17 protein-coding genes are annotated in these 25,140 nt (G+C 68.7%); 13 read left to right on the top strand and 4 right to left on the bottom strand.

The features are described 5' to 3' along the window. Positions 1-81: 81 nt before the first annotated feature. Entirely contained in the window at positions 82-5,532 is a 5,451-nt protein-coding gene (locus E3O65_RS15665; protein WP_241985742.1) for a peroxidase family protein, read from the bottom strand. Between the two features lie 218 nt (positions 5,533-5,750). On the opposite strand from E3O65_RS15665, the gene E3O65_RS15660 reads away from it, so the two are divergent. Further along, on the top strand, positions 5,751-6,743 hold the full coding sequence (locus tag E3O65_RS15660; protein WP_134364657.1) for an AfsR/SARP family transcriptional regulator: 993 nt from the start codon (positions 5,751-5,753) through the stop codon (positions 6,741-6,743). Positions 6,744-7,006: 263 nt separating this feature from the next. On the opposite strand, the gene E3O65_RS17455 is transcribed toward E3O65_RS15660, so the two are convergent. Then, positions 7,007-7,567, bottom strand: a complete 561-nt coding sequence (locus tag E3O65_RS17455) for a hypothetical protein (RefSeq protein WP_166785794.1) — start codon at positions 7,565-7,567, stop codon at positions 7,007-7,009. Positions 7,568-7,625: 58 nt separating this feature from the next. Between E3O65_RS17455 and E3O65_RS16820 the strand changes: the two genes are divergently transcribed. The 6 genes from E3O65_RS16820 (at position 7,626) to hutI (ending at position 15,116) form a co-directional block, all read left to right on the top strand. Then, the gene (locus tag E3O65_RS16820) at positions 7,626-8,612 is read left to right on the top strand and encodes a M23 family metallopeptidase (protein WP_166785793.1); all 987 of its coding nucleotides are present in this window, start codon (positions 7,626-7,628) and stop codon (positions 8,610-8,612) included. Positions 8,613-8,798: 186 nt separating this feature from the next. After that, entirely contained in the window at positions 8,799-9,470 is a 672-nt protein-coding gene (locus E3O65_RS15650; protein ID WP_134364655.1) for an IclR family transcriptional regulator, read from the top strand. Positions 9,471-9,516: 46 nt separating this feature from the next. Beyond that, the gene (gene hutU / locus E3O65_RS15645) at positions 9,517-11,175 is read left to right on the top strand and encodes a urocanate hydratase (protein WP_134364654.1); all 1,659 of its coding nucleotides are present in this window, start codon (positions 9,517-9,519) and stop codon (positions 11,173-11,175) included. Between the two features lie 28 nt (positions 11,176-11,203). Next, the gene (locus E3O65_RS15640) at positions 11,204-12,424 is read left to right on the top strand and encodes an allantoate amidohydrolase (RefSeq protein ID WP_134364653.1); all 1,221 of its coding nucleotides are present in this window, start codon (positions 11,204-11,206) and stop codon (positions 12,422-12,424) included. Continuing rightward, on the top strand, positions 12,421-13,920 hold the full coding sequence (locus E3O65_RS15635) for an amidohydrolase family protein (RefSeq protein WP_241988671.1): 1,500 nt from the start codon (positions 12,421-12,423) through the stop codon (positions 13,918-13,920). Before E3O65_RS15640 ends, E3O65_RS15635 begins: the two co-directional genes overlap by 4 nt. Then, complete coding sequence (hutI, locus tag E3O65_RS15630) at positions 13,917-15,116, top strand: imidazolonepropionase (protein WP_134364652.1); 1,200 nt, start codon at positions 13,917-13,919, stop codon at positions 15,114-15,116. Before E3O65_RS15635 ends, hutI begins: the two co-directional genes overlap by 4 nt. A 606-nt stretch (positions 15,117-15,722) precedes the next feature. Here hutI and E3O65_RS15625 read toward each other — a convergent pair. Continuing rightward, entirely contained in the window at positions 15,723-17,084 is a 1,362-nt protein-coding gene (locus tag E3O65_RS15625; RefSeq protein ID WP_241985861.1) for a protein kinase domain-containing protein, read from the bottom strand. A 231-nt stretch (positions 17,085-17,315) separates the two neighbouring features. Continuing rightward, on the bottom strand, positions 17,316-20,534 hold the full coding sequence (locus E3O65_RS15620) for an efflux RND transporter permease subunit (RefSeq protein ID WP_134364651.1): 3,219 nt from the start codon (positions 20,532-20,534) through the stop codon (positions 17,316-17,318). Between the two features lie 226 nt (positions 20,535-20,760). Here E3O65_RS15620 and E3O65_RS15615 point away from each other — a divergent pair, with 226 nt between their 5' ends. The 6 genes from E3O65_RS15615 to E3O65_RS15590 all read left to right on the top strand — a co-directional run. Then, entirely contained in the window at positions 20,761-20,964 is a 204-nt protein-coding gene (locus E3O65_RS15615) for a dodecin family protein (RefSeq protein WP_134364650.1), read from the top strand. Between the two features lie 115 nt (positions 20,965-21,079). After that, a complete protein-coding gene (gene yczE, locus E3O65_RS15610; RefSeq protein ID WP_198411722.1) occupies positions 21,080-21,739 on the top strand; it encodes a membrane protein YczE in 660 nt (219 codons plus the stop codon). Between the two features lie 207 nt (positions 21,740-21,946). Next, positions 21,947-22,834: a CPBP family intramembrane glutamic endopeptidase gene (locus tag E3O65_RS15605; RefSeq protein ID WP_422386435.1), complete on the top strand. Its 888-nt coding sequence runs from the start codon at positions 21,947-21,949 to the stop codon at positions 22,832-22,834. A 111-nt stretch (positions 22,835-22,945) separates the two neighbouring features. Continuing rightward, entirely contained in the window at positions 22,946-23,599 is a 654-nt protein-coding gene (locus E3O65_RS15600) for a universal stress protein (protein WP_166785792.1), read from the top strand. A 183-nt stretch (positions 23,600-23,782) separates the two neighbouring features. Beyond that, positions 23,783-24,658 (top strand): DUF4097 family beta strand repeat-containing protein, encoded by an 876-nt coding sequence (locus E3O65_RS15595; RefSeq protein ID WP_166785791.1) that lies wholly within the window; start codon positions 23,783-23,785, stop codon positions 24,656-24,658. After that, the coding region (locus tag E3O65_RS15590; RefSeq protein WP_134364648.1) for a PadR family transcriptional regulator at positions 24,655-25,140 on the top strand (486 nt) is incomplete at its 3' end. The genes E3O65_RS15595 and E3O65_RS15590, both read left to right, overlap by 4 nt.

Raw genomic sequence — 25,140 nt, 5'->3', positions numbered from 1 at the left:
GTGGAGGGTGAATGCGAGAAGGTAGGGAACAACCGGCCGGCGACCAGTGGATGCTTCGCCGGCCGGTTGAGGGGATGGTGCCTAGCGGGTCGTGAACACCCAGGTGCGGGTGGCGAACGGGTTGCCGGCCAGGTCCCGAATGTCGCCCGTGCCCCCGGTGATGGTGACGCGGTACCGGGTGTTCGCGAGCAGCGTGGCGGTCGGGTTGATCGTCACTCGTCGGTCGGCATTCGACAGCGTGATCGTGCCGGCGATCACGGAGCCGTCCGAGACCCGGGTGATCCGAACCGTCGTGGCGGAGACGCCAGTGACGGCCTCAGTGAACTTCACGACCACGTCCCGGTTGAGCGCAACCCCGGTGGCACCCGGTGCGGGACTCATCGAGTCGATGGTCGGGGCCGGGCCGGTGATGAAGGTCCACGAGCTGTCCACCATCGGGTTGCCCGCCAGGTCCGTGATTCCCGAGAGGGTGGCCGTGTAGGTGCCGTCGGCGATCAGCGTGGCGTTTGGGTTCAGAGTCGCCACCCAGGTCTCCGCGTTGTAGGTCACCGCGGCAGGGATCACCGCGGTGCCGAGCCGGAGCACGAACGTCGCGCCGTTGACTCCCGTGACCGGTTCACTGAACGTTGCGTTCAGATTCGCGGTCTGGCTGACGGCACGGGCGCCCGAGACCGGAGTGCGTGCCGTAACGGTGGGAGCGACGAACTCCGCTCGCGGAGTCACCGCCGCGGAGCGAGCCGAGGAGGCGCCGGTTCCCGCCGCGTTGACCGCCGCCACGTCGAACGTGTAGGCCGTTGCGTTGGTCAGCTCGGTCACCACGACCGTTCCGACGTTTCCGGTGACAGCCTGGGTACGCACCAGTGTGGTTCCGGAGAACACCCGCACCGAGTATCCGGTGATCTCCGGTTCGCCGTTGGGGGCGGGGGCGGTCCAGTTGACGGTCGCTGAGGCGACGCCCGCTGTGGGGGTTCCGATGGTGGGCGCTCCTGCCACGGCCGGCGGCACGAGAGGTGTCACCGCGTTGGACGGAGCCGAGAAGGCACTCGTGCCCAGCTCGTTGGTCGCCGCGACCTGGAAGGTGTAGCTGGAGCCGTTGGTCAGCCCGGTCACGATCAGGCTGGTCTGACCGGCCACAACCACCCGGTCGACACCGACCGCGACGCCGGCCGAGTCGAGCACCCGCACCAGGAAGCCGGTGGGGATGCCGACAGCGGATGCGGTCCAGTTCACCGTGGCCTGCGCGTTGCCGGCGACCGCGATGCCGATGGCGGGAACGCCGGGGAGCACGCTGTCGGAGAACAGCAGGCGTTCCACGTTGCGCACGGTGTCTGTGCCGTTCTGGCCACCCCCGTTGTGTGCCACGGTCGTGACGGCACCGGGAGAGCCGAGTGCTCCTCCGACGGTCGTCACGGTGTAGTTCGCGGCCACGTCGGAGAACACCGCCGAGTCGATCTGGCCGGCGGTCTCGACCGCGGTCGGAGAGACGACCTCCCGCACCACGACCAAGTTGCCGGGATCGATGACGCCGGATGCGACATCCGCTGCCAGGGTGCGCGTGTTGCCGGTCTGGTAAGGACGTTCCATGAGCTCGGTGCTGCCGATCTCTGCGCCGGCCGCGTCCCGAACGCTGATCCGCACCCGCAGGTACCGGTCACCGTCGATGACGTCGTTGCCGCCACGACCCTCAACGGTGTCACCACCGAGACCGCCGAGGAGGATGTTGCCGTCGCCCCAGACCGGACCCTCGAGCGGGCAGGCACCCATCGCGGATGCCTCCTCCACGGGGCCGAGTGGGGTGGTCGGCACCGGAAGAATCGTTCCCAGCCCGCTGATACGGTCGATGCCGGTCTGGTCGAGCACGTCGCAGCCACTGAAGCCGGCACCACCAACGGTGCTGGGCACTGCGTCGTCGCCTCGGAGGATGTCATTGAACCGGGAGCCGGAGTTGGCCTCCGCTTCCTGCCACCGGTCGCGGTTGACCACGACCGGGAGCGGCACGCCCACCAGATTGTTGTTGATCATCATGTCGTCGTCGGCCGGAACCGTGTCGTACTGGTGGATCACCCAGTCGAACCCGGCCGCCCCCGCATACCGGTCGATGGTCGCGTTCGACGTCATCACGTCGTCGCCACCCTCGGCGTCGTAGTCGTTCGCACCGGCCTGGCCGACGAACACGTCGTTGCCGGGCTTCGTCTGGGCCGGGTCGTCGAAGAACGGCGCCCCGTGGTCACCGATGAGCAGGTCGATGCCCGAACCACCTTGGATCCAGTCGTCGCCGCTGTCACCGAATACGACGTCGGCACCGTCACCCGCATGTGCGAAGTCGTTGCCTTCGCCGGCGAATGTCTCGTTGTCATTGGCGCCGCCGAGGCTGAAGTCGGAGCCGTCACCCGGCATCAGGATGTCGAGGCCGATTCCGGCATTGATGTAGTCGTTGCCGGGACCGCCCTTCGGCACGTCGTTACCGGCGGAGTCGGTGATCCGGTCGTTACCCGCGCCGCCCAGGACGACGTCGTCGCCACCCTGGCCGTCGATCACGTCGTCACCGTCGTTGCCGAGGACGGTGTCGTTGTCGTTTCCGGCGGCGACCCGGTCCACCCCGGCGGTGCCGTTGTAGACGGCCTGCCCGTTGATCCCGGACGGGTCCTCCGTGTTGATCGCCTTGTACTGGATCGTGCCGTCCGGCTTGCGCAGGAGCAGCGCTCCCTCGTTGCACTCGGATGCCGGATCGTCGGTCACGGTCGGTCCGGATGCGAGGTAGCCGGCCGACGTACCGGCCAGATTGCCCAGCTGGAACTTGCAGTCGGCCGTGGCGAAGGCATCCGCTTTGAGGGTGTGCGCATCCGTGTTGCGCATGATCATCTCGGCGAACGAGTTGCCCTCGAGCTGCGCCCTCAGGTTCATGCCGGGTGTGCGCACCAGGTAGTACAGGCGGTCGCCATTCTGCAGGTCGGTCATCTGATTCTCGAACACGTAGTTGAACGTGCTGCCGAGCAGGCCGCCGAAGAGGTTCGTCTTCTCGGCGAGTCCACCGACCCAGAGGTCGACTTTGTTGAGGCCGGTCTCCTGGCCTGCCCAGGGCCCGGCGCTGTTCATGAAGTTCAGCGCGTCAGCGGTGGGTGAGATGCCCGGGCCCGGGTCGACGATCGCGGTGGCCGCTGCCCGTTTGCCGGCCAGCGTCGTTTCGGCGGTGATGGTCGGATAGGTGCCGTAAGCCGCAACGAAGTTGGTCAGCGATTCCGGGTGTTTGATGTTCTGCCCGAAATCTGCCCAGCTTGTGTACGGGGTCAGCTGACCGTCGCTCGTAGCGTCATTGATCTGGCGCCGCACCTCGTTCAGCGGAGGGACGCCCTCCGACCGGGCACGGGTCATGTTGATCGCCGCGAGGTCCAGAGGCAGGCCCAGCAGGTTGCTCCGGAGGGTGTCGGTCACGAACTCATCGAGTTCGTTGCCGACCTGGTCGCTCATGCCCATGATGACGCTGCCGGCCGCCTGCTCGGAGGTGAGAGCGCCCGCACTGCCGCCGTCGGTGTAGGAGGGCGGGTTCAGGAAACCCTCCAGCAGCGAGATGGAGTTGTCGGATCCGTCGGGGTTCGTGCGCGAGATCGTCTCGGTCAGCATCGAGTGTCCGAAGCGGTAGACCGCGTGGGCGAACTCCGCCGTGACGGCCGGGTTGACGTCGGTGTTGTAGGAGAGGAAGGGCTGGATGGCCGGCTGGACCTTGCGTCCGAATTCCTCGAACACCAGGTGCTGGTACTCCATTTCGGTCACAAACCGGGCAGCCTGGAACAGGCGTTCACCGTTCCAGCCGTCCGCGCCGGACGCCAGCTTCCATTCCGCCAGCGCCGCAACACCCTTGGCCGACGTGTCGTTGGTGAGAGTGGTCTTGAACTCCACGGCCAGGCGGTCGTGCTCGGAGTGGAAGACCTGATGGATGGCAGTGAGTCCGATGTTCTCGTTCACGCGTCCGTCACCGGCCGCGAAGTGCAGGTCCAGCATTTCGTTGTCATAGGTGCCCGCCGGCTGGCTGGCGAAGTCCGCCGAAGCCGTGGCGTCTTCATCGGGCAGGAGGCCCACCTTGGGCTCCGCGTTGTGTGCGATATCAGTCAAAAAGGGAGTGCTGAAGTGCAGCACGTTGGCCGGAACCGGCACGGGCACAGCGAGGTTGCCCTCGACCAGGCCGGTCGCTGTCGCATACTGCGGGAGTCCGCTGACCGGGCCGGGAATGAACTTGCCGTAGGGGTCGACCGCCATCAGGGGGACATTGGTGACGTCCTGGTCCGACAGGGCGAGGCCGAGAAGGTTTCGGGCCTGCGTCTTGACCGTGGCCCAGGTGGACATGCCGCCGGCGGTGGGCCCGGCCGGCCCGCCGAGGAGCTTGCCGGTGGAGACCGGTTTACCGTCGACGTTGTTCACGTATTCCCGCAGGAAGAGCTGGTGGGAAGCGTGGGACGTGTAGGTCTGAGACTGGTCGACGAACGGCGAGTCGGTGTTTTTCGCGTTGCGCACATCGTCGGCGGTGCCCAGGAGGCCGTCGGCGCCGGGCTGGTTCTGACCTCGGGTCAGCACCATGAAGGCCTGGTTGGCCGGCACCTCGTCACCGTTTCCGACGATGCCGTCCGGTCCCTTGGTGCGCAGCGGGTCGTCCACGTTGAGCGGCACGAAGACCGTTCCGCCGCCCTTGACCGTCTGGTCGACCCCGTGGTCGAAGAACTGACCGAACAGGGTAAACAGCGAGTTGTACGGCGGCGACAGGCCCACGTCGGTCGTGACGTTGGGGATGAACAGGGTGTCTCCGCTGGGCACGCAGCCCGCGGGTACGCCCACGACGACGGGGTCGGCCAGCGGCTGCGGGTCGGTGGTGCACGGCACGATCCCGAGGTTGCCCTGGGTGCGCACGGGCGTGCCGGCCGCGGCGACCGCCGCCGGGTTGGTCGCGGTCTGGTCCACGATCAGGTTGCTGATCGAGCGCGGCTGACTGTCGAAGACGGTGCCGGCCGTCGACCCGTAAGTCGACGCTGCCGGAGGCCCGAAGAGGGGCGGGTTGGCTTCCGCCGCACTGAAGACCGGGGTGGTCAGCCGCGTGAACAGTTCGTCCGCGGCGCCGAAGGCCTCTCTCCCGGGGATCAGGTTGTTGCAGGAACCGTCCACTGTGCGGAGTCCGTAGGCCGTCAGGGCATCCGGAATCTGGTTGGGCCCCGTTCCGACGAGAGCGCCGCAGAGCCCGGTGGCCGAGGTGGTGTTGGCGACGTGGGCTTCAGAAATCTTGATCTGCTTCAGGATGTACGCCAGATCGGCGGCGGTGACCGTGAATCCCTGGCCAACGGGGGCCGCGGCAGCTGTCATCGCCGTGGCGGGCAGCCCGAGAGTGGCGAACAGCGCCAGTGCTGTTCCCACCGCCAGCGCCCGCATCGATCGGGAGACTGCGCGGGCTCCGGATGCGTCGGGGCTCTGGCCCGACGGCCGGCCTCTCCGAGTGAATCCTCTAGATCCGTCGTTGCCGGCGCCGTTCTTGCTCTCGGGAAGTTTCATGACACACCTGCCTCTTGAAAGTGATGGGAGTTGTAAGGGTGTGACGGCCACCTTGTGGAATTCTTGAGAATTTCTCGGTCGACTCGGGCGTGGACGGACTGCATGATTGCAAGGATTCGATACCCCTAATTTTGGGGACCGGCCGCTCCCCCACCTGCGGCTTTCCGCCCCCCGTCGGTGTGATCACGATGGGACCCAATCCATCATTGGAGGCCGTCATGGAAACTACCCATGGCTCACCCGGGCCATCAAGCGAACAACTACAACTACAACCAGCCACCCCCACACCTCTCACGATTCGAATTCTCGGCACCCTCCGAATAGACCGAAGCGGCACACGTCTCTCCGCCCACGATCTAGGCGGAACCAAGCCCCGTCAGATCCTGGAGCTCCTTCTACTGCAACTCGGGAGGCCCCTCTCCAAGGAACGCCTGATCGCACTCCTCTGGGACGGACATCCGCCGGCTGAGGCACTGCCGACGTTGGAGAGCTACGTCTGCGTGTTGCGCCGTCACCTTCAACCCGGAAGCAGCCGAACCGGTCCGCTGCAGACCGTCAACGGCGGGTATGTGATCGAACGGTCACTCGTCGAACTCGATCTTGATCGGTTCGACACCCTGTATCGGCACGCTCAGCAGTCCGACGCAGCCACGGGGCTGCCGATGCTGCGCGAGGCACTGACACTGGCGACCGCCCCCCTACTCGGCGACGAGCTCCTCCCTCTCTGGGCCGCCGAGGAGCGCGCCCTGCACTCGGCCCGCGTGAGCGCAGCCCGGATCATGGCCGCCGAGTCGGCGTCCGCGCTCTGCCTCGCGGAGGAGGCCGTGGGCTGGGCGCACCTGGCGCTGGTCGACGACCCGCTCAACGAGCATGCCTGGACTGCCCTCGTCCTGGGTCTGGAACAGGCCGGCCGGCCCGCCGAGGGGCTCCAAGCCTACGAGAGCTTCCGCCAGGCTCTCGATCGGGAGCTGGGTTGCGCGCCCGGCGGCATTCTGCGCGCCGCGCAGGTCAGACTCCTGCAAGCCACGGCCGACGGTGAACTTTCCTATGTGCTCGCGGCTTTGCTGATGCTGCACGACCAGCATCGACGCGCCACGCGCCCCGTGGTGGGAGCCACCCACCCGCACGCGGACCTGCCCGCACGGGAGTCGCTCCGGGAGGCCGGAAAGGTGGTCGATTCCTTCCTCCGCCGCGTGCGAATCGAGGCCTGACATGCGCGCCGCGATCACAAGCACGGGGTGCCGTCACCGCTTGTCTGCCCCCGGGGCCCATGCCATGATGACACCCGCCGACGCTGTCGACCTGTTCGTCCATCCCACGAAAACGGATCGCCCTGGCTCATGAACGTCACCCCGAGAGCTCATCGAACCACCCGTCGACCGCCTGCGCCTGTAGGTCGTCGTCCAACTCTTACCCTCGCGTCGATCGTGATCGTCGCACTGGCGCTCGTCGGCGTCCCGCAACCGGCCCAGGCTCAGGCCGACGACCCGGCGCCGGTCTCAGGGGCAGAAACCGTGATGGATGCGACGCCCACGGCCGTGCCCGAAGTGCCAACCGGACCCACAGCAACCCCCACGCCACCGGGCGCGCCCAACCCCGCACGGACCAGCACAGAACCGACCAGCACGGAGCCGGCCAATCCCACGCCGCCGGAACCCTCCCCCACACCGGAGCCTTTCCCAGCGCCCGCTCCCACTGTGACCCCGGAGCCGACCCCAGCTCCCGCTCCGACCCCGGAGCCGACGCCAGCTCCCACTCCCACTCCGACCCCGGAGCCGACGCCAGCTCCCACGGCTACGCCGACCGTTCCGGATGCTACGCCGACACCCACCCCGTCGTCGACGCCGCCGACCACGTCCACCCCCACACCGGAGCCGCCACCGGCCGTTCCCCCCGCGACGGCCGGCGCGGCTCCGACGGTCGACCGCTCCGCCGTGCAAAGAGCCGGCGCAGCCGAGGCGTCCGCCGCGCAGGCCGCCGCCTCGCGGGCAGCCGCAGCGAAGGCCACTGCCTCGACCGGGCGCCTTCGTGCCATCGAACAGGCATCCGCTGAGCGTGCCCGAGCCCAACACGCGGCCTCCTACAGTGCTGCTTTGAGTCGGCACAGCCGCGCCCAGAGCACGTATGACGCCGCGAAACTCGCCTACGCAACGACCAGGGCCGACTACGACGCCGCAGCCCGGCAGGCCGACCTCGTGCGCAACCTCGGCGCCGCCGCTACCGCGATGGCTGAAGCATCCCGCCGGGCACTGGCCACGCTCGTGCGCGCAAACCTGCAACAGTCGGGCCCAGAGGTCGTCGACGTGCTGCTCGCCGGTGACCGGACAGGCAGCGATCTGCTCGCCGGACTCGCCACAATCGACACCCTGGACCGGCTCACGGCCAGCCTCGACGAAGTGCATGCTCGCGTTGACGCCGAGACCAAGCGCGAGAAGGCCCTGCAGGACCAGGACGCCGTACTGCGGACGACCCTTGAGGCCATCCCGCTCGCCGCCACCCGCATCGCCATGGAAGACGCTCAGCAGCAACTCGACGCGGCCGCCGCCGAGGTGGCCGATCTCGCCGCGAGCACACCGGTCGCCCTCTCCCTGACTCCGCTGCCTGACCCGTCGCCAGTAGCCGCCACCGACAATTTCAGCGGCCGGCTCCGAGGTCAGCTGAGCGCCCAGGGCTGGGCCGCGCCCGCGATCGGATCCCGCTCGGACGGCTACGGTCCCCGGCCCGATCGCCCACTCCCTGAGGTGAGCGACTTCCACCGCGGCACCGATATCGCCGCGGCGTGCGGGGCGGCCGTCTACGCGGCGAGCGCCGGGGTCGTGACGGCGTCCGAACGCCTGGGCACCTACGGCAATTGGATCCTGATCGAGCACGGCAGCGGAGCCGCCACCGGCTACGCACACCTGGCCGAGGGCCAGACCGTCGTGAGTGTGGGCGAAACGGTCATCGCCGGGCAGGTCATCGCGAGCGTCGGCAGCACCGGCGCCTCCACAGGCTGCCACCTGCATTTCGAGGTGCGGGTCAACGGCACCGCCATCGACCCGCAGCCGTTCCTGGCGCAGCGCGGCGTGGGGTTCGACTGACCGGCTCCTCCGGCAGACCCCGAACCGACAGCGTGAAGGGGCGCGGCGGCCGGCCCGTGCACCCACACCGCTGTCGGTACACCGACTGACCCGGTGCTCCGGGATTCTTGTGACACCTTGCCAATGGGTGAAATTTCAGTTTTACTGAATGGCAGGAAGTTAGGTAATTGAACAGCAGGAGCAGCCATGGCAGAATCATCCACCCGCACCGTGGAGCGCGCCCTCGACCTGCTAGCCGTGATCTGCGACGCCGACGGCCTCACGCTCTCGGAGAGCTCCCGTGCCGTCGACCTTGCGCCGAGCACGGCCCTGCGCCTGTTGCGCACGCTTGAGACCCGCGGCTTCGTGCAGAAGACCGACGACGGCGCGTACCGGCCGGGCAGCCGCATCATCCAACTCGGCGCGCAATCGCTCAGCAGCGAGTCGCTGGTCACCCTCTCCCGCCCGGCCATGCAACGGCTCGTTGCCGAGACCGGAGAGTCCGTCTACCTCAGCATCGAGGGCCACGACGCCACCGGGCTCTACATCGCCATCGTGGAGGGCACCCACTCGGTGCGACACGCGAGCTGGGTCGGCCGCACCGTGCCGCTCGAACGCTCGGCGGCCGGGCAGGTGCTCACCGGGCACACCCCCGAAACCGGCTACGTGGTCGTCGAACGCGGCGTCGAAACGGACGTCACGGCCCTGGCCGCGCCCATCCGCTCGGAAACGAGAACGGTCGCCGCCCTGAGCCTGGTCATCCCGAGCTACCGGGTGGAGCCCGCGGACATCCGTCGCTACGGCCCGCTGCTGGCGACCGCAGCCGCACAGGTCTCGGCCGGGCTCGGCCGCACCGGCACCACCCTTGTCTCGCTCTGACCGACCACGAATCACCCGACCGCCCAGAACCCGCAAGGAGACACCGATGTCCGAATCCCGCCCCGTGCGCGCCGCCCGCGGAACCACGTTGACCGCGAAGAGCTGGCAGACCGAGGGCCCGTTGCGGATGCTGATGAACAACCTCGACCCCGACGTCGCCGAGCACCCGGAGAACCTTGTGGTCTACGGCGGCACCGGCAAGGCAGCCCGAAGCTGGGCGGCCTACGACGCCATCGTGCGCACGCTCACCACACTGGAGAAGGACGAGACGCTGCTCGTGCAGTCGGGCAAGCCGGTGGGCGTGTTTCGCACGCACGAGTGGGCGCCGCGCGTGCTGATCGCCAACTCCAACCTGGTCGGCGACTGGGCCACCTGGCCGGAGTTCCGGCGCCTGGAGGCCCTCGGCCTGACGATGTACGGCCAGATGACGGCTGGCTCGTGGATCTATATCGGCACCCAGGGCATCCTGCAGGGCACGTATGAGACATTCGCCGCCGTTGCCGCCACAAGGTTCAACGGAACCCTGGCCGGCACGCTCACCCTCACCGGCGGGGCCGGCGGCATGGGCGGCGCACAGCCACTGGCCGTGACCATGAACGACGGTGCCGTTTTGATCGTCGACGTCGACGAGTCACGGCTGCGCCGCCGGGTCGAGCACGGCTACCTCGACGAGCTGGCGCCCGACCTCGACGACGCCGTCGCCCGGGTGCTCGCGGCGAAGACCGAGAAGCGCGCCCTCTCGGTGGGCGTGGTCGGCAACGCGGCAACCGTGTTCGCCGAACTGCTGGAGCGCAAGGTCCCGATCGACATCGTCACCGACCAGACCAGCGCGCACGACCCGCTGGCCTACCTGCCGGAGGGCGTCACCGTGGCGGAGTGGCACGACTACGCGGCCGCGAACCCGGCGGAGTTCACCGAGCGCGCCCGGGCAGCCATGGCGAAGCAGGTCACCGCGATGGTGGGCTTCCAGGATGGCGGCGCCGAGGTCTTCGACTACGGCAACTCGATCCGGGCGGAGGCGGAACTGGGCGGCTGCACGCGGGCGTTCGACTTTCCCGGGTTCGTGCCTGCGTACATCCGCCCGCTGTTCGCCGAGGGCAAGGGGCCGTTCCGCTGGGTGGCGCTCTCGGGCGACCCGGCCGACATCGCGGCCACTGACAAGGCCATCGTCGAACTGTTCCCCGACGACGACCACCTGCGCCGCTGGATCACGAAGGCACAGGACACGGTGCACTTCGAGGGTCTGCCGGCCCGGATCTGCTGGCTCGGCTACCAGGAACGGCACCTGGCCGGACTGAAATTCAACGAGATGGTGGCGTCGGGCGAGCTGAGCGCCCCGATCGTGATCGGCCGCGACCACCTGGACTCCGGATCGGTCGCCTCGCCCTACCGGGAGACCGAGTCCATGCTGGACGGGTCGGATGCGATCGCCGACTGGCCGCTGCTGAACGCGCTGCTGAACACGGCCTCGGGCGCCACCTGGGTGTCGATCCACCACGGCGGTGGCGTCGGGATCGGCCGCAGCATCCACGCCGGCCAGGTGATCGTGGCCGACGGCACCCCGCTGGCCGCCGAGAAGATCGCCCGGGTGCTCACCAACGACCCCGGCACCGGCGTGATGCGGCACGTCGACGCGGGGTATGAGCGCGCCGAAGAGGTGGCGCGGGAGCGCGGCCTGCGGGTGCCGATGTGGGAAACCGAGTGAGCAGGGGCACCTGCGGCGGGGTGTGCGCATGAGCGAGCTCGCCCACGGAACGCTCGCCGGGCTCGCCGAGATAGCAGACACCGGCCGGGATGCCCGCCGCGGTGGCTACTCCCGGCACCTCTGGCAGAAGGCCGACCTCGAGTTGCGGGCCTGGTTCGCCGAGCGCGCCGGGCGCCTCGGGCTCAGCGTGGAGACCGACCGCAACGGCAACCTCTGGGCCTGGTGGGGAGAGCCGGGACCGGATGCCGTGGTCACGGGCAGCCACCTGGATTCCGTTCCCGGCGGCGGGGCCTACGACGGTCCCCTTGGAGTGGTCAGCGCGCTCGAGGCCGTGGCGCGGCTGCAGGCATCCGGTTTCACGCCGTCACGCCCCTACGCGGTGCTCGTCTTCGCCGAAGAGGAGGGTTCCCGGTTCGGGATCGCTTGCCTGGGCTCGCGGCTGCTGACCGGAGGCATCGACGCCGACCGGGCCCGCGCGCTCGTCGACGCCGACGGCATCACCCTGGCGGACGCCGCCCGCCGCGCCGGGCTGGATCCCGCGCACCTCGGCGCCGACCCGAACGCTCTGGCCCGAATCGGCCTCTTCATCGAACTTCACGTGGAGCAGGGCCGCGGCCTGGTCGACCTGGGCCGGCCGGTGGCGGTGGCGTCGTCGATCCTGGCGCATGGACGCTGGCGCCTCACCGTGACCGGCCAGGGCAACCACGCCGGCGCCACCCTCATGGGCGACCGCCGCGACCCGCTCGTCGCCGCCGCCCGTGCGATCGTGGCCGTGCAGGAGGAAGCCCTGAAACACCCCGGCGCGCGCGCCACGGTCGGCCGCCTCGAGGTGGTGCCCGGCGGAACCAACGTGATCGCGTCATCCGTGCACGCCTGGCTCGACGCCCGGGCGCACTCCGACGCCGCGACCCGTGACCTGGTGTCCGCGATCGAGGCGGCCGCGAGCGCGGCCGTGGCGGTGAACGGATGCTCCGTGGCCGTCACCGGCGAATCGTGGACCGGCACGGTCACGTTCGACCCTGATCTCGTCGGGCGGTTCCGGGCGGTGCTCGGCGGTGACGCGCTCATTCCCGCCCTGCCTACCGGCGCGGGGCACGACGCGGGCGTGCTCGCGGCGAGCGTGCCGAGCGCCATGCTGTTCGTGCGCAACCCCACCGGCGTCTCGCACTCCCCCGAGGAGTTCGCCGAGGTCGCGGATTGCGTGGCGGGAATCGACGCCCTGGAGATTCTGCTGCGGAGTCTGCTGTGAGCGGGGTCAAGGCGGAGCAGGCAGGGCCACCGGCTGTTGCGGAGCCGGTCGCCGCCTTCTGGTGCGCGCTGCTCGTGGTCGATGGGGTGGCCCAGCCCGGCGTGCGCCTCGAAGTGGGCGGGGACGGGCGTCTCCTGGCCGTCACACCGCACTCAGACCCGAAGCCCGGCGATGTGTGCCTCGGCACCGTGCTACCCGGAATGGCCAATGCGCACTCGCACGCCTTCCACCGCGCCCTGCGGGGACGCACGCACGACGACGCGGGCGACTTCTGGCAGTGGCGGCACTCGATGTACGCGGTGGCGGGGCGCCTCGACCCCGAAAGGTATTTTCTGCTGGCGCGGGCCGTTTTCGCGGAGATGGTGGTCTGCGGCTTCACCGCGGTCGGCGAATTCCACTACCTGCACCATCGGCAGGACGGCTCCCGCTACCCCACCCCGCACGCCATGGAACTTGCACTGGCGGACGCGGCACGGGAGGTGGGCATCCGCCTGGTGCTCCTGGACACGCTCTACCTCGACGGCGGGATCGGCGTGCCCCTCGCCCCCGAGCAACGCGCCTTCGGCGACGGGTCGGCCGCGGCCTGGCTGGCCCGGTGGCACTCGCTGCGGGCGGCGCTCGGCGCTGCCCGGCCGGCCTGGGGCGGTGGCGGCTCGGGCTCTCCGGCCGCCTCCCCTGCCGGCACGGATGCCCGCGTCACCCTCGGCGCCGCGATCCACTCCGTGCGAGCGGTGACGCCGAGCGCGATGCGGGAGATGCTCGACGGACTGCCCGATACCGTTCCGCTGCACCTGCACCTGTCGGAGCAACCAAAAGAGAACACGGACTGCCGGGCCGCCTACGGCCGGACCCCGACCGAGGTGCTGGCCTGGCTCGGGGCGCTCGCGCCGCGCCTGAGCGTCGTGCACGCCACGCACCTCACCGACGAGGATGTGGCGCTGATCGGGACATCCGGTGCCACTGTCGTAATCTGCCCGACCACGGAAGCGGATCTCGGCGACGGCATCGGGCCTGCTCTTCGGCTGCAGCGCGCCGGAGCGCGGATCGCCCTCGGCTCGGACCAGAACGCCGTCGTCGACCCGCTGCTCGAGATGCGCGGGCTGGAGGCCGGTGAACGTCTGGCATCGGGCCGGCGCGGCCGGTTCACGCCCGCCGAACTTCTCGCGGCCGCCTCGGCGAACGGCTACGCCGCGCTCGGACTCGGCCGGCAGCGCCTCGCGCCGGGCGATCTGTGCGACCTCGTGGAGGTGGCGGGCGACAGCATCCGCACGGCCGGATCGCTGCCGGAGCAGCTGCCGCTGACCGCGACGTCCGCGGATGTGCGCCGGGTGATCGTGGGCGGTCGGGTCGTGGCCGACTCCGGGGTGCTGGTCACGAGTGGTGCGGCCGGGCCTACCGCATTTCCGCCGGGCGCGCTGCGACCCGAGACACTCCTGCGCGAAGCCCTCGCCGTACTCGACGACATCGCGAGCCTCCCGCCTGGAGACCACCCATGACCCCCGAACCGACCGAGCTGATCACCGGCATCCGCGAGCTGAGCACCCAAACGGATGGCGCCCCGCGCCTCGCCGACGCAGCCCTTGTGGTCGAGGGCGGTCGCATCGCCTGGATCGGTGCGGCGTCCGCGGCGCCGGCGGCCGATGTGCGCACGGATGTCGGTGGCCGGGCGGCTCTGCCAGGCTGGGTCGACAGTCACACCCACCTGGTTTTCGCGGGCGACCGGACCGCTGAATTCGAGGCCCGGATGGGCGGGCAGCCCTACGCGGCCATCGGGATCCTGACCACCGTGTCCGCCACTCGGGCGGCAACCGAGAGGCAGCTTGTGGCTGCGGCGACCCGGCTGCGGCGGGAGGCAGAGGCGCAGGGCACGACGTTTCTCGAGAGCAAGACCGGCTACGGACTCGATCTGGCGAGTGAGGTGCGGTTGGCGCAGGTGGCGGCATCCGTCGCCGATATCGTCACATTCCTCGGGGCGCATACAGTTCCGCCGGGTGTGGACCGTCGCGACTATCTGGATCTGGTCACCGGTCCCATGCTCGCAGCCGTGGCCCCGCACGCGCAGTTCATCGACGCGTTCTGCGAGGTGGGCGCGTTCGATGTGGAGGAGAGCCGCGAAGTGCTCGAAGCCGGACGCGCCGCCGGGCTCGGCCTTCGGCTGCACGGCAACCAGCTGGGATTCAGCGGCGGGGTACGGCTCGCGGTCGAACTCAGTGCGGCGAGCGTGGACCACTGCAACCACCTCGAGCCGGGCGACCTCGACGCCCTCGCCTCTTCGGCCACCGTGGCCACCCTGCTGCCGGCCTGCGACCTGTCGACTCGACAGCCGTTCCCACCGGCCCGGCGCTTGCTCGACGCCGGCGCGAGCATCGCCCTGGCCACCAATTGCAACCCGGGCAGCTCCTTTACGACATCGATGGCGTTCTGCGTGGCCACTGCTGTGCTGCAAATGGGTCTGACCATCGAGGAGGCGGTGTGGGCGGCGACGCGCGGCGGCGCTCGGGCACTCGGTCTCGACACGGGTACGGATGCGGTCGGAGCCCTCCGTGTGGGTGGGCGCGCCGACCTGCAGGTGCTCGACGCGCCATCCGTAGCCCATCTCGCGTACCGCCCCGGCGTGCCGCTGACCTGGGCGGTTTGGCGGCAGGGCGTGCGCTCCGGCGCGGGTCGCAGCCCGGCGCCGCTTTCGCCCTGACCCCGCCCAGCCGCGTCGCCGCCCCGCCCAGCCGCGTGCCGAGCACGGTTACTCCCGGGTGGCGCCAGCCGCTGTGGCTAACTCAGGAGAGTTGCCGACCTCATCGCCGCGCACCCAGCAGTTCAGCGATTGCACCGCAGAAATCTGCAGCCGACCCGACGGATCTCCTGAGTTAGCCACATGCAAGAGGAGTGGATGTGGCGGTATGAACGCGTGCGCGGGCTGGGTTCTGTCTGGACAGACGCACCACAAGCGACAGGAGGGCAGGGCCGCCGCAGCGCGTCGGTCGCCCGACTGGATCGGGACCCGAACCGGTTTCCGGCCGGGGTGCAGATCGGCGTCACCGGGGCCGGCTCCTGTCCGCGGCCAACGGCCCTTGCTCCCCTGCTCCAGGCATCACCCCACTGTGCGAGGCGCTTGGCTTCAATCACGTGCGCGTCATCGACGAGTAGGGCGGCACCGACGGCATCGTCGACGACCCTGCCGAGGACCTCGGGGGCAAGATCCGTGACACGTGCAACCGGCCTTCCCCGACGCATCCGGTCACCGTGTCCAGCCGACCCCACCCGGACGACTGCACCTGATCGAACCGCCAGTCGGCCCGGGTCAGAGTGCGGCGCGTCGGCTCTCCAGCCGCAGCTCCAGCTCGCTCATCACGAGGGCGGCGAGGTCCGTGAGGGTGCTAAGTTCCGGTCCGGTGATGACGCGCGGTTCGAAGTCGAGAACGCAGAGGGTGCCAAGGTTGTAGCCGTTCCGGGTCGTGAGGGGGACCCCGGCGTAAAATTGCAGGCCGAAGCCCTCCGCCACGAGCGGGTTGGTGAGCGCGCGCGGGTCAACGCGAGCATCCTCCACCACCCAGGGACCGTCGGACATGATCGCCGAAGCGCACAGACCCGGATCGCGAGGAACCTCCTCGAGTTCGAGGCCGTGATGGGATTTGAACCAGATGCGGTCTGTGTCGACGATGCTGACGATCGCAATCGGCACGGAGAAAAGCCGGGCAGCCAGCGAGGTGATCCGGTCGAAGGCACCGTCGGCGGGAGTGTCGAGAATATCCAGGCGCGCGACCTCCTGTAGACGCTCGCGTTCGTCGCTCTCGAGGTGGTGGGACTCGGAACCGCGATGACGGCCGGTCTCGGCGATGACGGCCTGGTGCAGGGCGAGCACCACCTCCGCCGTCGGCGGACGCCGTTCCGGTTCACGGGCCAGCATGGTCGACAGGAGGTGGCGCCACTCCGGAGCGAGTTCCTCCGGGATGGCAGGATTGCGCTGGAGCCTGGCCAGGGCTGACGGAATCGGCTCTCCGGGAAAAGCCGTCTCGCCGGTGAAACATTCCAGCAGCACGAGGCCCAACGCATAGATATCACTCGCCGGGCCGACGTGCTCGCCCCGCGCCTGCTCCGGACTGAGATAGGCCGCCGTGCCCGTCGTCATGCCCTGGCTGGTCATCCGCGCGCTGTCCGGGAACAGGGCGATACCGAAGTCGGTCAGCTTGGCGCGCGCTCGGGAATCCGAGCTGTATTCCGCGAGGAGAATGTTGGCAGGTTTGATATCGCGGTGAATGACTCCACGCCCGTGGATGTAGTCGAGCCCTTCAGCCAGGTCATAGCCGATCTGGGCGATGTGCCGAGTCGACATCGGATGTCCGTCCAGTCGCCGGCGCAGATCGACGCCGTCCACAAGCTCCATCACGAGGTAGATCTGCGGATGGTTCGCCTCGGACCGGTCCACGCCGACGTCGAACAGGGTGACCAGGCTGTGGTGGTTCAGGCTAGCCAACACGTTGATCTCGGCTTGCTGGCGCTGGATGTTGGGCTCGTCGGCGGCGCGCAGTTCGAAGATCTTGATCGCGACATCCCGCCCCAACCGCTCGTCGGTGGCACGGTAGACCGAGGCCATTCCGCCGCGTCCGAGCAGGTTTTTCACCCGGTAGCGCGCGTTCAGGAACTTCGGAAATTGCTCGGTCAAGGGACCCCCCTTTTGGGATTGAGTCTAGGTCAGGAACGGTCGGGCCTTTCCCCTCGGTCGAGAGGTGGGTCACACTGTGGCCAACTCAGGAGAACCGGACCGGGCCGCGGCATCCGCTGCATGATTCCGGGGCGGATGCCACAGCCGCCGAGGGACTTCCTGAGTTGGCCACAGCAGTGCGTGCAGAATCTCGGCGTGCGGGACGAGCAGCCGGGCCCGGCTGCCGAGGGATCAAGCGCGGGAGACGTCCGAGATGGCGCGGACGGATGCCCGCTGCTCGCGTCGCTCGGCCCGGCGCTCCCGGCCACCCTCCACCAGGAAGTACAGCACGGGCAGCACCACCAGGGTCAGCACGGTCGACGAGACCAGCCCACCGATGACCACCAAGGCCAGGGGCTGCGAGATGAAGCCGCCCGTTCCGGTGAGCCCGGCCGCCATCGGCAGCAGCGCGAAGATGGTGGCGAGCGCCGTCATCAGGATCGGTCGCAGACGACGGGACGAGCCGTTGACCAATGCATCGCGCACGGACTGCCCACTGCGCCGGTACTGGTTGACCAGGTCGATCAGGACGATCGCGTTGGTCACGACGATGCCGATCAGCATCAGCACGCCGATCAGCGAGGGCACGCCCAGCGGGATGCCGGTGATCACCTGTAGGGCGATCGCACCTGTCGCCGCAAACGGCACCGACACCAGCAGCAGCAACGGCTGCAGAAGTGACCGGAATGTCGCCACCATCACGATGTAGACGATCAGGATGGCGATCAGCAACGCCAGCCCAAGCTGCGCGAATGCTTCGGCCTGATCTGCCGTGACGCCGCCGAGCGTGGCGGTCGCGCCCTCCGGCAGGTCGGTGTCGGCCAGGGCTGCGGTCATCTGCGTGTTGGCCGCACCCAGGTCGTCGATGTTGGGGGTGGCGGACACGGTCGCCGTGCGGAGTCCCTTCGTCGTCGTGAGGGTCGACGGCCCCTCCACTTGCTCGACGGTGGCCAGAGTGTCCAGGGACACCGGTCCGGCCAGAGTCGGGATCTGCAGGGCGGACAGCTCGGCCGTCGTGGTCGGCGGCGCATCCGTCTGCAGGTAGACCGACAGCGTCGTCTCGTCGATCACGATGGATCCGATCACGCTCGGCTGCATCGCCTGCGACACCAGCGTGCCGAGGGCGAGCTCGCTCAGGCCCGCGGCGCCCGCGGCATCTCGGTTGACGGTCACCGCGATATAGGGGCGCGAGGCCGCGAGGTTGCTCGAGCTCTCCTTGATCGCGTCGAGGTCCTCAACGGAGGCGAGCACCGCGTCGGTGGCGGTCTGCAGGTCGGCGTTCGTGGCGGCGGTCACGTCCACGGCGATATCGGATGACCCGCCGAACCCGCCGCCGGACGAGACGGAGAATTCGCCGCTTCCATCCAGTGCCGTGAGCGAGTCGCGCACGGTATCCTGCACCTCGTCGGGGTTGGCCTCCCCGTCGGTCGTGATCGAGTAGGTCACGGTGCTCGACGAGACGCCGCCGCCACCGAAGGCGGCCAGCGCGTTGCCGCCGCCAATGGTGACCTGCACGATCTCGACGCCGTCGGTGCCGCGAAGGGTCGCCTCGGCAGCCGTGGAGGCCTCATCCTGAGCGGCGAGGCTGGTGCCGACCGGCAGGGTCTGCGTGACCTGGAACGTGGTCTGCCCGCTCGAGCCGAGGAAGTTGACCTTCATATACGGAATCAGTGCCACCGTGCCACCGAGCACGAGCACCGCGACCAGGAGCGTCGCGACGGCGTGGTTCAGGGTCCAGCGGATGACCGGGAGGTACCCCGTCTGCAGACGGCTGGGGCGTTCCTCCACAGGGGCGGCCGCGGTGCCGTTGTGGCGGGTGCGGCGCGAGGCGCTGGCGGGTTCTGTGACCGAACTTGCCGAGATCGCAGAGTCCGGCGCAGTGAGCACGCGGGGGGATTCGACTGGCTCCACCACGGCAGGCTCGGCCGGTGCGGGCGCCTTGGCCGGACGCAGGAACCAATAGGCGAGCACAGGCACGATGGTCAGCGACACCAGCAGCGAAGCGAGCAGGGCGATCGAGACCGTGAGGGCGAATGGCCGGAACAGCTCGCCGGTCGAGCCTCCGACGAACGCGATCGGCAGGAACACGGTGACGGTGGTGATGGTGGATGCCGTGATCGCCCCGGCCACCTCGCGCACCGCGCGCACGATGGTCGCGGCTCGGTCGACGCCCTCGACCAGGTTACGGGTGATGTTCTCGATCACCACGATGGAGTCGTCGACGACGCGCCCGATCGCGATGGTGAGAGCACCGAGGGTGAGGATGTTCAGCGAATAGCCCACACTCTGCAGGCCGATGAAGGTGATCAACACCGAGGTCGGGATCGAGATCGCGGTGACCAGGGTCGCCCGTACCGAGAGCAGGAAGACAAGGATCACGAGCACCGCGAAGATCAGCCCGAGTAAACCCTCCTCGGTGAGCGCGTCGATCGATTCCTGGATGAAGGGAGCCTGGTCGAAGACCACAGTGAAGGTCGCGCCGGAGACGGCCGCCTCGAGGTCAGGCAGGATCGCGCGCACGGCCTCGGACACGTCGACCGTGTTCGCCGCGGGCACCTTGGTGACCGAGATGGTCAGGGCCGGCTGTCCGTCGACGCGGGAAATGCTCGCGATCGGGTTTTCGCCGACGGCGACGTTGGCGACGTCGCCGATGGTGGTCAGGCCCGCGCCGGGCGCCTGGGCGAGGATCGGCAGTGCCGCGATGTCCTCGGCCTCGCCGAGCTTCGAACCGGTCTGCACTGAGAGGGTCGTGTCGCCTTCGGTCAGCGAACCGGCCGGGATCAGCGACCCGTTCTGCTGCAGCGCACTGCGGATGTCCTGGCTGCTGAGGCCGCGTTCGGCCAGCTTCGCGGCATCCGGGGTGATGGTCACGCGGCGGCCGACGTCGCCGACGAGGGCTGCCTCGCGCACGCCCTCCACGTCACGGATGTCGCCGAGCACACTGCGCTTGAGGTCGTCGGCAAGGGTCTCGGAGTCGCCGGAAACGGCTAGAGAAAGCACCGGGAAGTCGTCGATGCTGCCGGAGAGCACCTGCGGGTCGAGGTTCTCCGGCATGGTCGACTTGATGCGGTTGATGGCCTGGCTGATGCGGGATTCCACCTTGACCAGGTCGGTGCCATAGGTGAACGTGGCACTCACCAAGGACGTGTTGGTGCTGCTGGTCGTCGAGGTGGATTCGAGGCCCGGGATGCCCTGGATCGCCGTCTCGATCGGTGTCGAGACGTCGTCGTTGACCACCTCGGGGGACGCCCCCGGATAGCTCGTCGAGACTACAAGCTGCGGCAGCTGCAGCGAGGGGATGAGCTCCTGCTTGAGGCTGGTCAGGGCGAGGCTGCCGAAAATGGCGACGACGATGGTGATTAGCGCGATCAGCGCCCGGTTCTTCATGCTCAAGACTGCGAGAAAATGCACCCGTTAAGTATCCCATTGCAGAGAGTGCAGCCTTCCCGGCCAAGGCATCCGTCGCTGTCTATCGGCTTGACGAATTCGACGGAGATTTTGCGATCTGGTGCCGCTTTTGACGCCTGAGGGGCCGAAGCCGGCAAAATGACCGTCGAATTCGTTCGACCCGAGGACGACGGAGGGGCGTACGCTCGCCCGCAAGAAGCCCCATCAACCCGAACGACAAGGAGCAACCATGTCTGTTGCACGCGTAACCACACTCAGCATCCGGTCCGACGAATCCTTCGAGGATGCCGTCGCCACCGGCGTCGCCCGGGCGAGCAAGACCCTGCGCGGAGTCTCCGGCGCCTGGGTCAAGGAGCAGAAGGTGGAGGTGACCGACGGCGAAATCACCTCGTTCAACGTCGTGATCGAGGTCACGTTCGTTCTCGACGACTGAGGCGCGCCGCGCCCTGGCGGCCGGCCAGGCAGGCCGCCAGGGACTGCGGGCGGCCCCGCCTCGTCCGGCAGGGTGGGCAGGGCAACGTGATGGCGGACCAATAGTGTGGACTTCCATGACCCGTCGCCTCGCCCAGCTCCTCATCGGCCTCTTCCTGTACGGCCTGGGGATCGCCCTGATCGTGCGCGGCGAGATCGGCGTGGCCCCGTGGGACGTGCTCACCCAGGGCATCTCGGGCCGCACCGGCCTCGGATTCGGCCTGGTCACCATCCTGATCAGCGGCGTGGTGCTGCTGCTCTGGATCCCGCTACGCCAGAAACCGGGGGTGGGCACAATCCTGAATGCCCTCCTGGTCGGGCCGGCGGCGGATGTCGGGCTCTGGCTCATCCCGACGGGTCTCGATCTCTGGGTGCGCATCATCCTGTTCGCGGCGGGGCTGCTGGTCCTGGCGATCGCCACGGGCCTCTATATCGGCGCACATTTCGGCCCCGGCCCGCGTGACGGGTTGATGACTGGTCTGCACAAGCGCACCGGCTGGCGCATCTGGATCGTGCGCACGGGCATCGAGGTGACCGTCCTCAGCATCGGCTGGGCGCTCGGCGGCAACGTTGGCATCGGCACGGTGCTGTTCGCCCTGCTCGTGGGGCCGCTCTGCCATTGGACCATCCCGTTCTTCGCGATCACCTTGACCACAGCCGACGACCCTCGGCTCGAGGAGACCCTCGAGGGTTCGGTGCTCCCCTCCGACCCATCCATCGACAGCCCCGCAAACTGACTCGAGCGCGGGGCTCCGCGCAGAAGTTTGCGATCGTGCGGGTCAGGCTGCCGGCGCGGGCGTCGACGGGTGCCGCGTTCGCCCGAACGAATTCGACGGAGATTTTGCCCAAAACGGCCCGAAAACCTCGCAAACCGTGCCTTTTTTCCACAATCTCCGTCGAATTGGTTCACCGCCCTATCTCCGGGAGAGTGGATACCATATTCCATGGGCGATGGCGCGAAGCGGGCAACCGGCACGAGCACGGGCACCGGTGCCGGTGCCCGTGCCGGTGCCGGGCCGGCTACACCGGGCGAACGGATGCGCCCCCGCGCCTCCTGGGGACTCGTGCCGGCGGCGCTGCTCGCCGCGTCGGCCGTGCTGCTGTTCGGGGTGCGCGCACCGATCCCCGGCTACGCGCTGCTCGCGGCCGCTCTCGGGCTCGCGTTCGTGCTGGATCGACCTCTGTTCAAGGATCTGCTCCTGCTCGCGATCGGCCTGCTGATCATCAGCACCATCTCGGTCGAGGCCGACATCAGCTACCCGAACATGGCGTTGATGGGCACCGTGCTGACCCTCGCTGTGCTCGTGCCCTACCTACTCTCCCGCTACGCCTTCGGCGACCATGCCATCCGGTTTCCGATCCGCACCGGCCAGCGCTGGACCACCCTCGAACGCTGGTACCTGCCGCTTGTGCTGCTGCTGGGCTACGTGATCCTGCCGACCTATTTCATCCGCTCGGGCGCCTACCTGAACTGGCCCACCGTGACCGCCCCCGACGAGATCGCCCGGCTCTTCGTGGGTGTCGGCTTCGTCGGCATCTGGGATGAACTCTTCTTCATCTGCACAGCCTTCGCCTTGTTCAGACGCCATTTCCCCGACTGGCAGGCCAACCTTCTGCAGGCCGTGATCTTCACCTCCTTCCTGTGGGAACTGGGCTATCAGAGCTGGGGGCCGCTGATGACGTTCCCCTTCGCGCTGCTGCAGGGCTACACGTTCAAGCTCACCAATTCGCTCACCTACGTCGTGGTCGTGCACCTGCTCTTCGACGCGGTGGTCTTCCTCGTGATTGTTCACGCCCACACCCGCGACTGGCTGCCGATCTTCCTCTATTAGACCGTGCAGAACACCCGGCTCGGGCCGGAGACAACGGATGCCCCATCCGGTCCCCTTGCGGGTTCGGCACCGGCCGCCAATGCTGAAAGCATGTGGGCAGAAGGCGTCTGGGTGACACCGCTCCTGGTGGTGGTCGGTTGGGTCCTGGTGGGACTGGCGGCAGCATTCGTGATGATCCGCCGCGGCCACGACGCCCCGATCTGGCTGGTGCTCGGTCTGGCCGCGGGCCCGTTCGCCATCGCGCTGGCCGGGCTGGCCGTCTTTCTTGAGCGGGAGGAGCTGGCCGAGGCGGCCGTGGTGCCCGGGGAATCCCTCGAGGGAGACGTGCGTGTTCTGGTCTGCATCGACGGTTCTGAGGCGGCCGACCATGCGGCTGTCACGACCGTGTTGCTCCTCGGGGCCCGCCTCCAGACCGTGACCCTGCTCACGGTTCTGGACTACGACACCGCCCTCGACACCGCCCCGGAGAAGCTCGACCGCATCGCCGCCGGAATTCAGTCCGTCGCCGCGACCCGCCTCGCCGACCTGGCGGTGCATCCGTACAGCACGCGGGCCACGGGCGCCGCCGCCGACCAGATCCTGCGCCGGGCTGGCTCGGGCGCCTACGACCTCCTCGCGCTCGGCGCGCATCGGCAGCGCCGCTCCCGCTTCCTGGGAACCGTCGCCCGGGAGATCGCCAACAAGTCCGCCATCCCGCTGCTGACCGTGCGAGCTGCCCCGGTCGAATCCATCGAATCGGCCGAGCGCGCCGCCGCAGGGGGCTGACCCCGAGCCCCGCTGCGGGCGGCACCCGTGATGTGAGGCCCGCCTGAGAATTCGGCCGTGAATTCCGCCCGGCGCTTGCCACCGCCCGAAACGCGATATATCGTGAATCTCAATAAGACGCGATATATCGTGAACATGAGGTCGGCATCCGTTGCCGGAGACCGCACCACTAAGGAGAATTCCATGGCTTTGGAAAAATGGCTCGTGACCCCCGGGCAGGCCAAGGTGATCGATGTCGAGACCGTGCGCATGCTCAAGGTGGGCATGATCGGCGGCAAGATCGACGTGATCGGCCACGACGAACCCGGCACGCGCATCGAGGTGCACAGCGTGACCGGCAAAGACCTCAAGATCTCGATCGACGGCGACACGCTGGAGATTGACCACCCGCAGCTGCGCTGGGACAACTTCCTCGAGGTGTTCGCCTCGTTCCGCGGCACCGCGAAGGCCGACGTCAGCATCCTGGTGCCCCGCGATGTGGCCCTGAAGCTGGGCGTGATCTCGGCCGAGGCCCTCATCTCCGGTCTCACGACCGGCGTGCGCCTCAGCACGGTATCGGGTGACATCGTGGTCGACGGCGTCACCGGCGACCTGGAGCTCAACGCCGTGAATGGCGAGATGTCGGTGCGTGGCCACGTGGGCGGCATCATCGTGCACACGGTGTCCGGCGATTGCACGGCGAGCGGGGCCATCACCCGGTTCGGTCTCGACGGGGTGAACAGCGAGGTTTTCCTCGACATCGAGGGCACGCCCGACTCCATCAACACCAATACGGTCAGTGGCAACCTCACGGTGCGCCTCGGCGCCGACGTGGGCACCCGCTACCGCTTGAACACCGTCTCGGGCACCCTGCAGCTCGACGACCGGACCATCCGCGGCACCTTCGGCAAAGGCTACGAGTCCACCGCCGGAACCCTCGCGGGCCACTGGCTCGAGCTGCAGGCCAACTCGGTCTCGGGCGACATCACGGTGGTGCGGCAGAGCGGCGAACCCGCGGCCACCGGCCCGGCCGGCGCCGAAGCGGACGACGCCCCCGCCAACGGGGAGGTCTGGGAATGACCCCCGTCTTCGCCCACGGCAGCCTCCGCCTCTACCTGCTCAGCCTGCTCGCTGACCAGCCCCGGCACGGTTACGAGCTGATCCAGGCGCTCAGCGACCGCTTCGGCGGCACTTACATCCCGAGCGCCGGCACGATCTACCCGCGCTTGGCCAAGCTCGAAGAAGAGGGCCTCGTCACCAAGTCGACGGATGGCCGCAAAACCGTCTATGAGATCACCGACGCCGGTCGCGCCGAGCTCCAAGCCCGCCAAGGAGACCTGCACGACCTCGAGACCGAGGTTGCCGACTCCGTGCGGCGGCTGGCCGACGAGGTGCGGTCGGGGGTCAGCGCCGCGATGCGGAACCTGCGCCTCGACCTGGCCTCCGCCAAGCGCCAGGCCGGCGATGCCCGCAGCGCACGCAAGGCGGGCACTGCCGCCGGGACCGCCGCCGGCAACGCGGCACGAACAGCAGCGGGAGCCGCGGCCGGCGCGGCAGCCGGC

Source organism: Cryobacterium breve, assembly GCF_004402375.1.
Classification (GTDB): Bacteria; Actinomycetota; Actinomycetes; order Actinomycetales; family Microbacteriaceae; genus Cryobacterium; species Cryobacterium breve.
The sequence above is the reverse complement of the archived record's forward strand: the minus strand, read 5'-3'. Positions and strand labels throughout refer to the sequence as shown.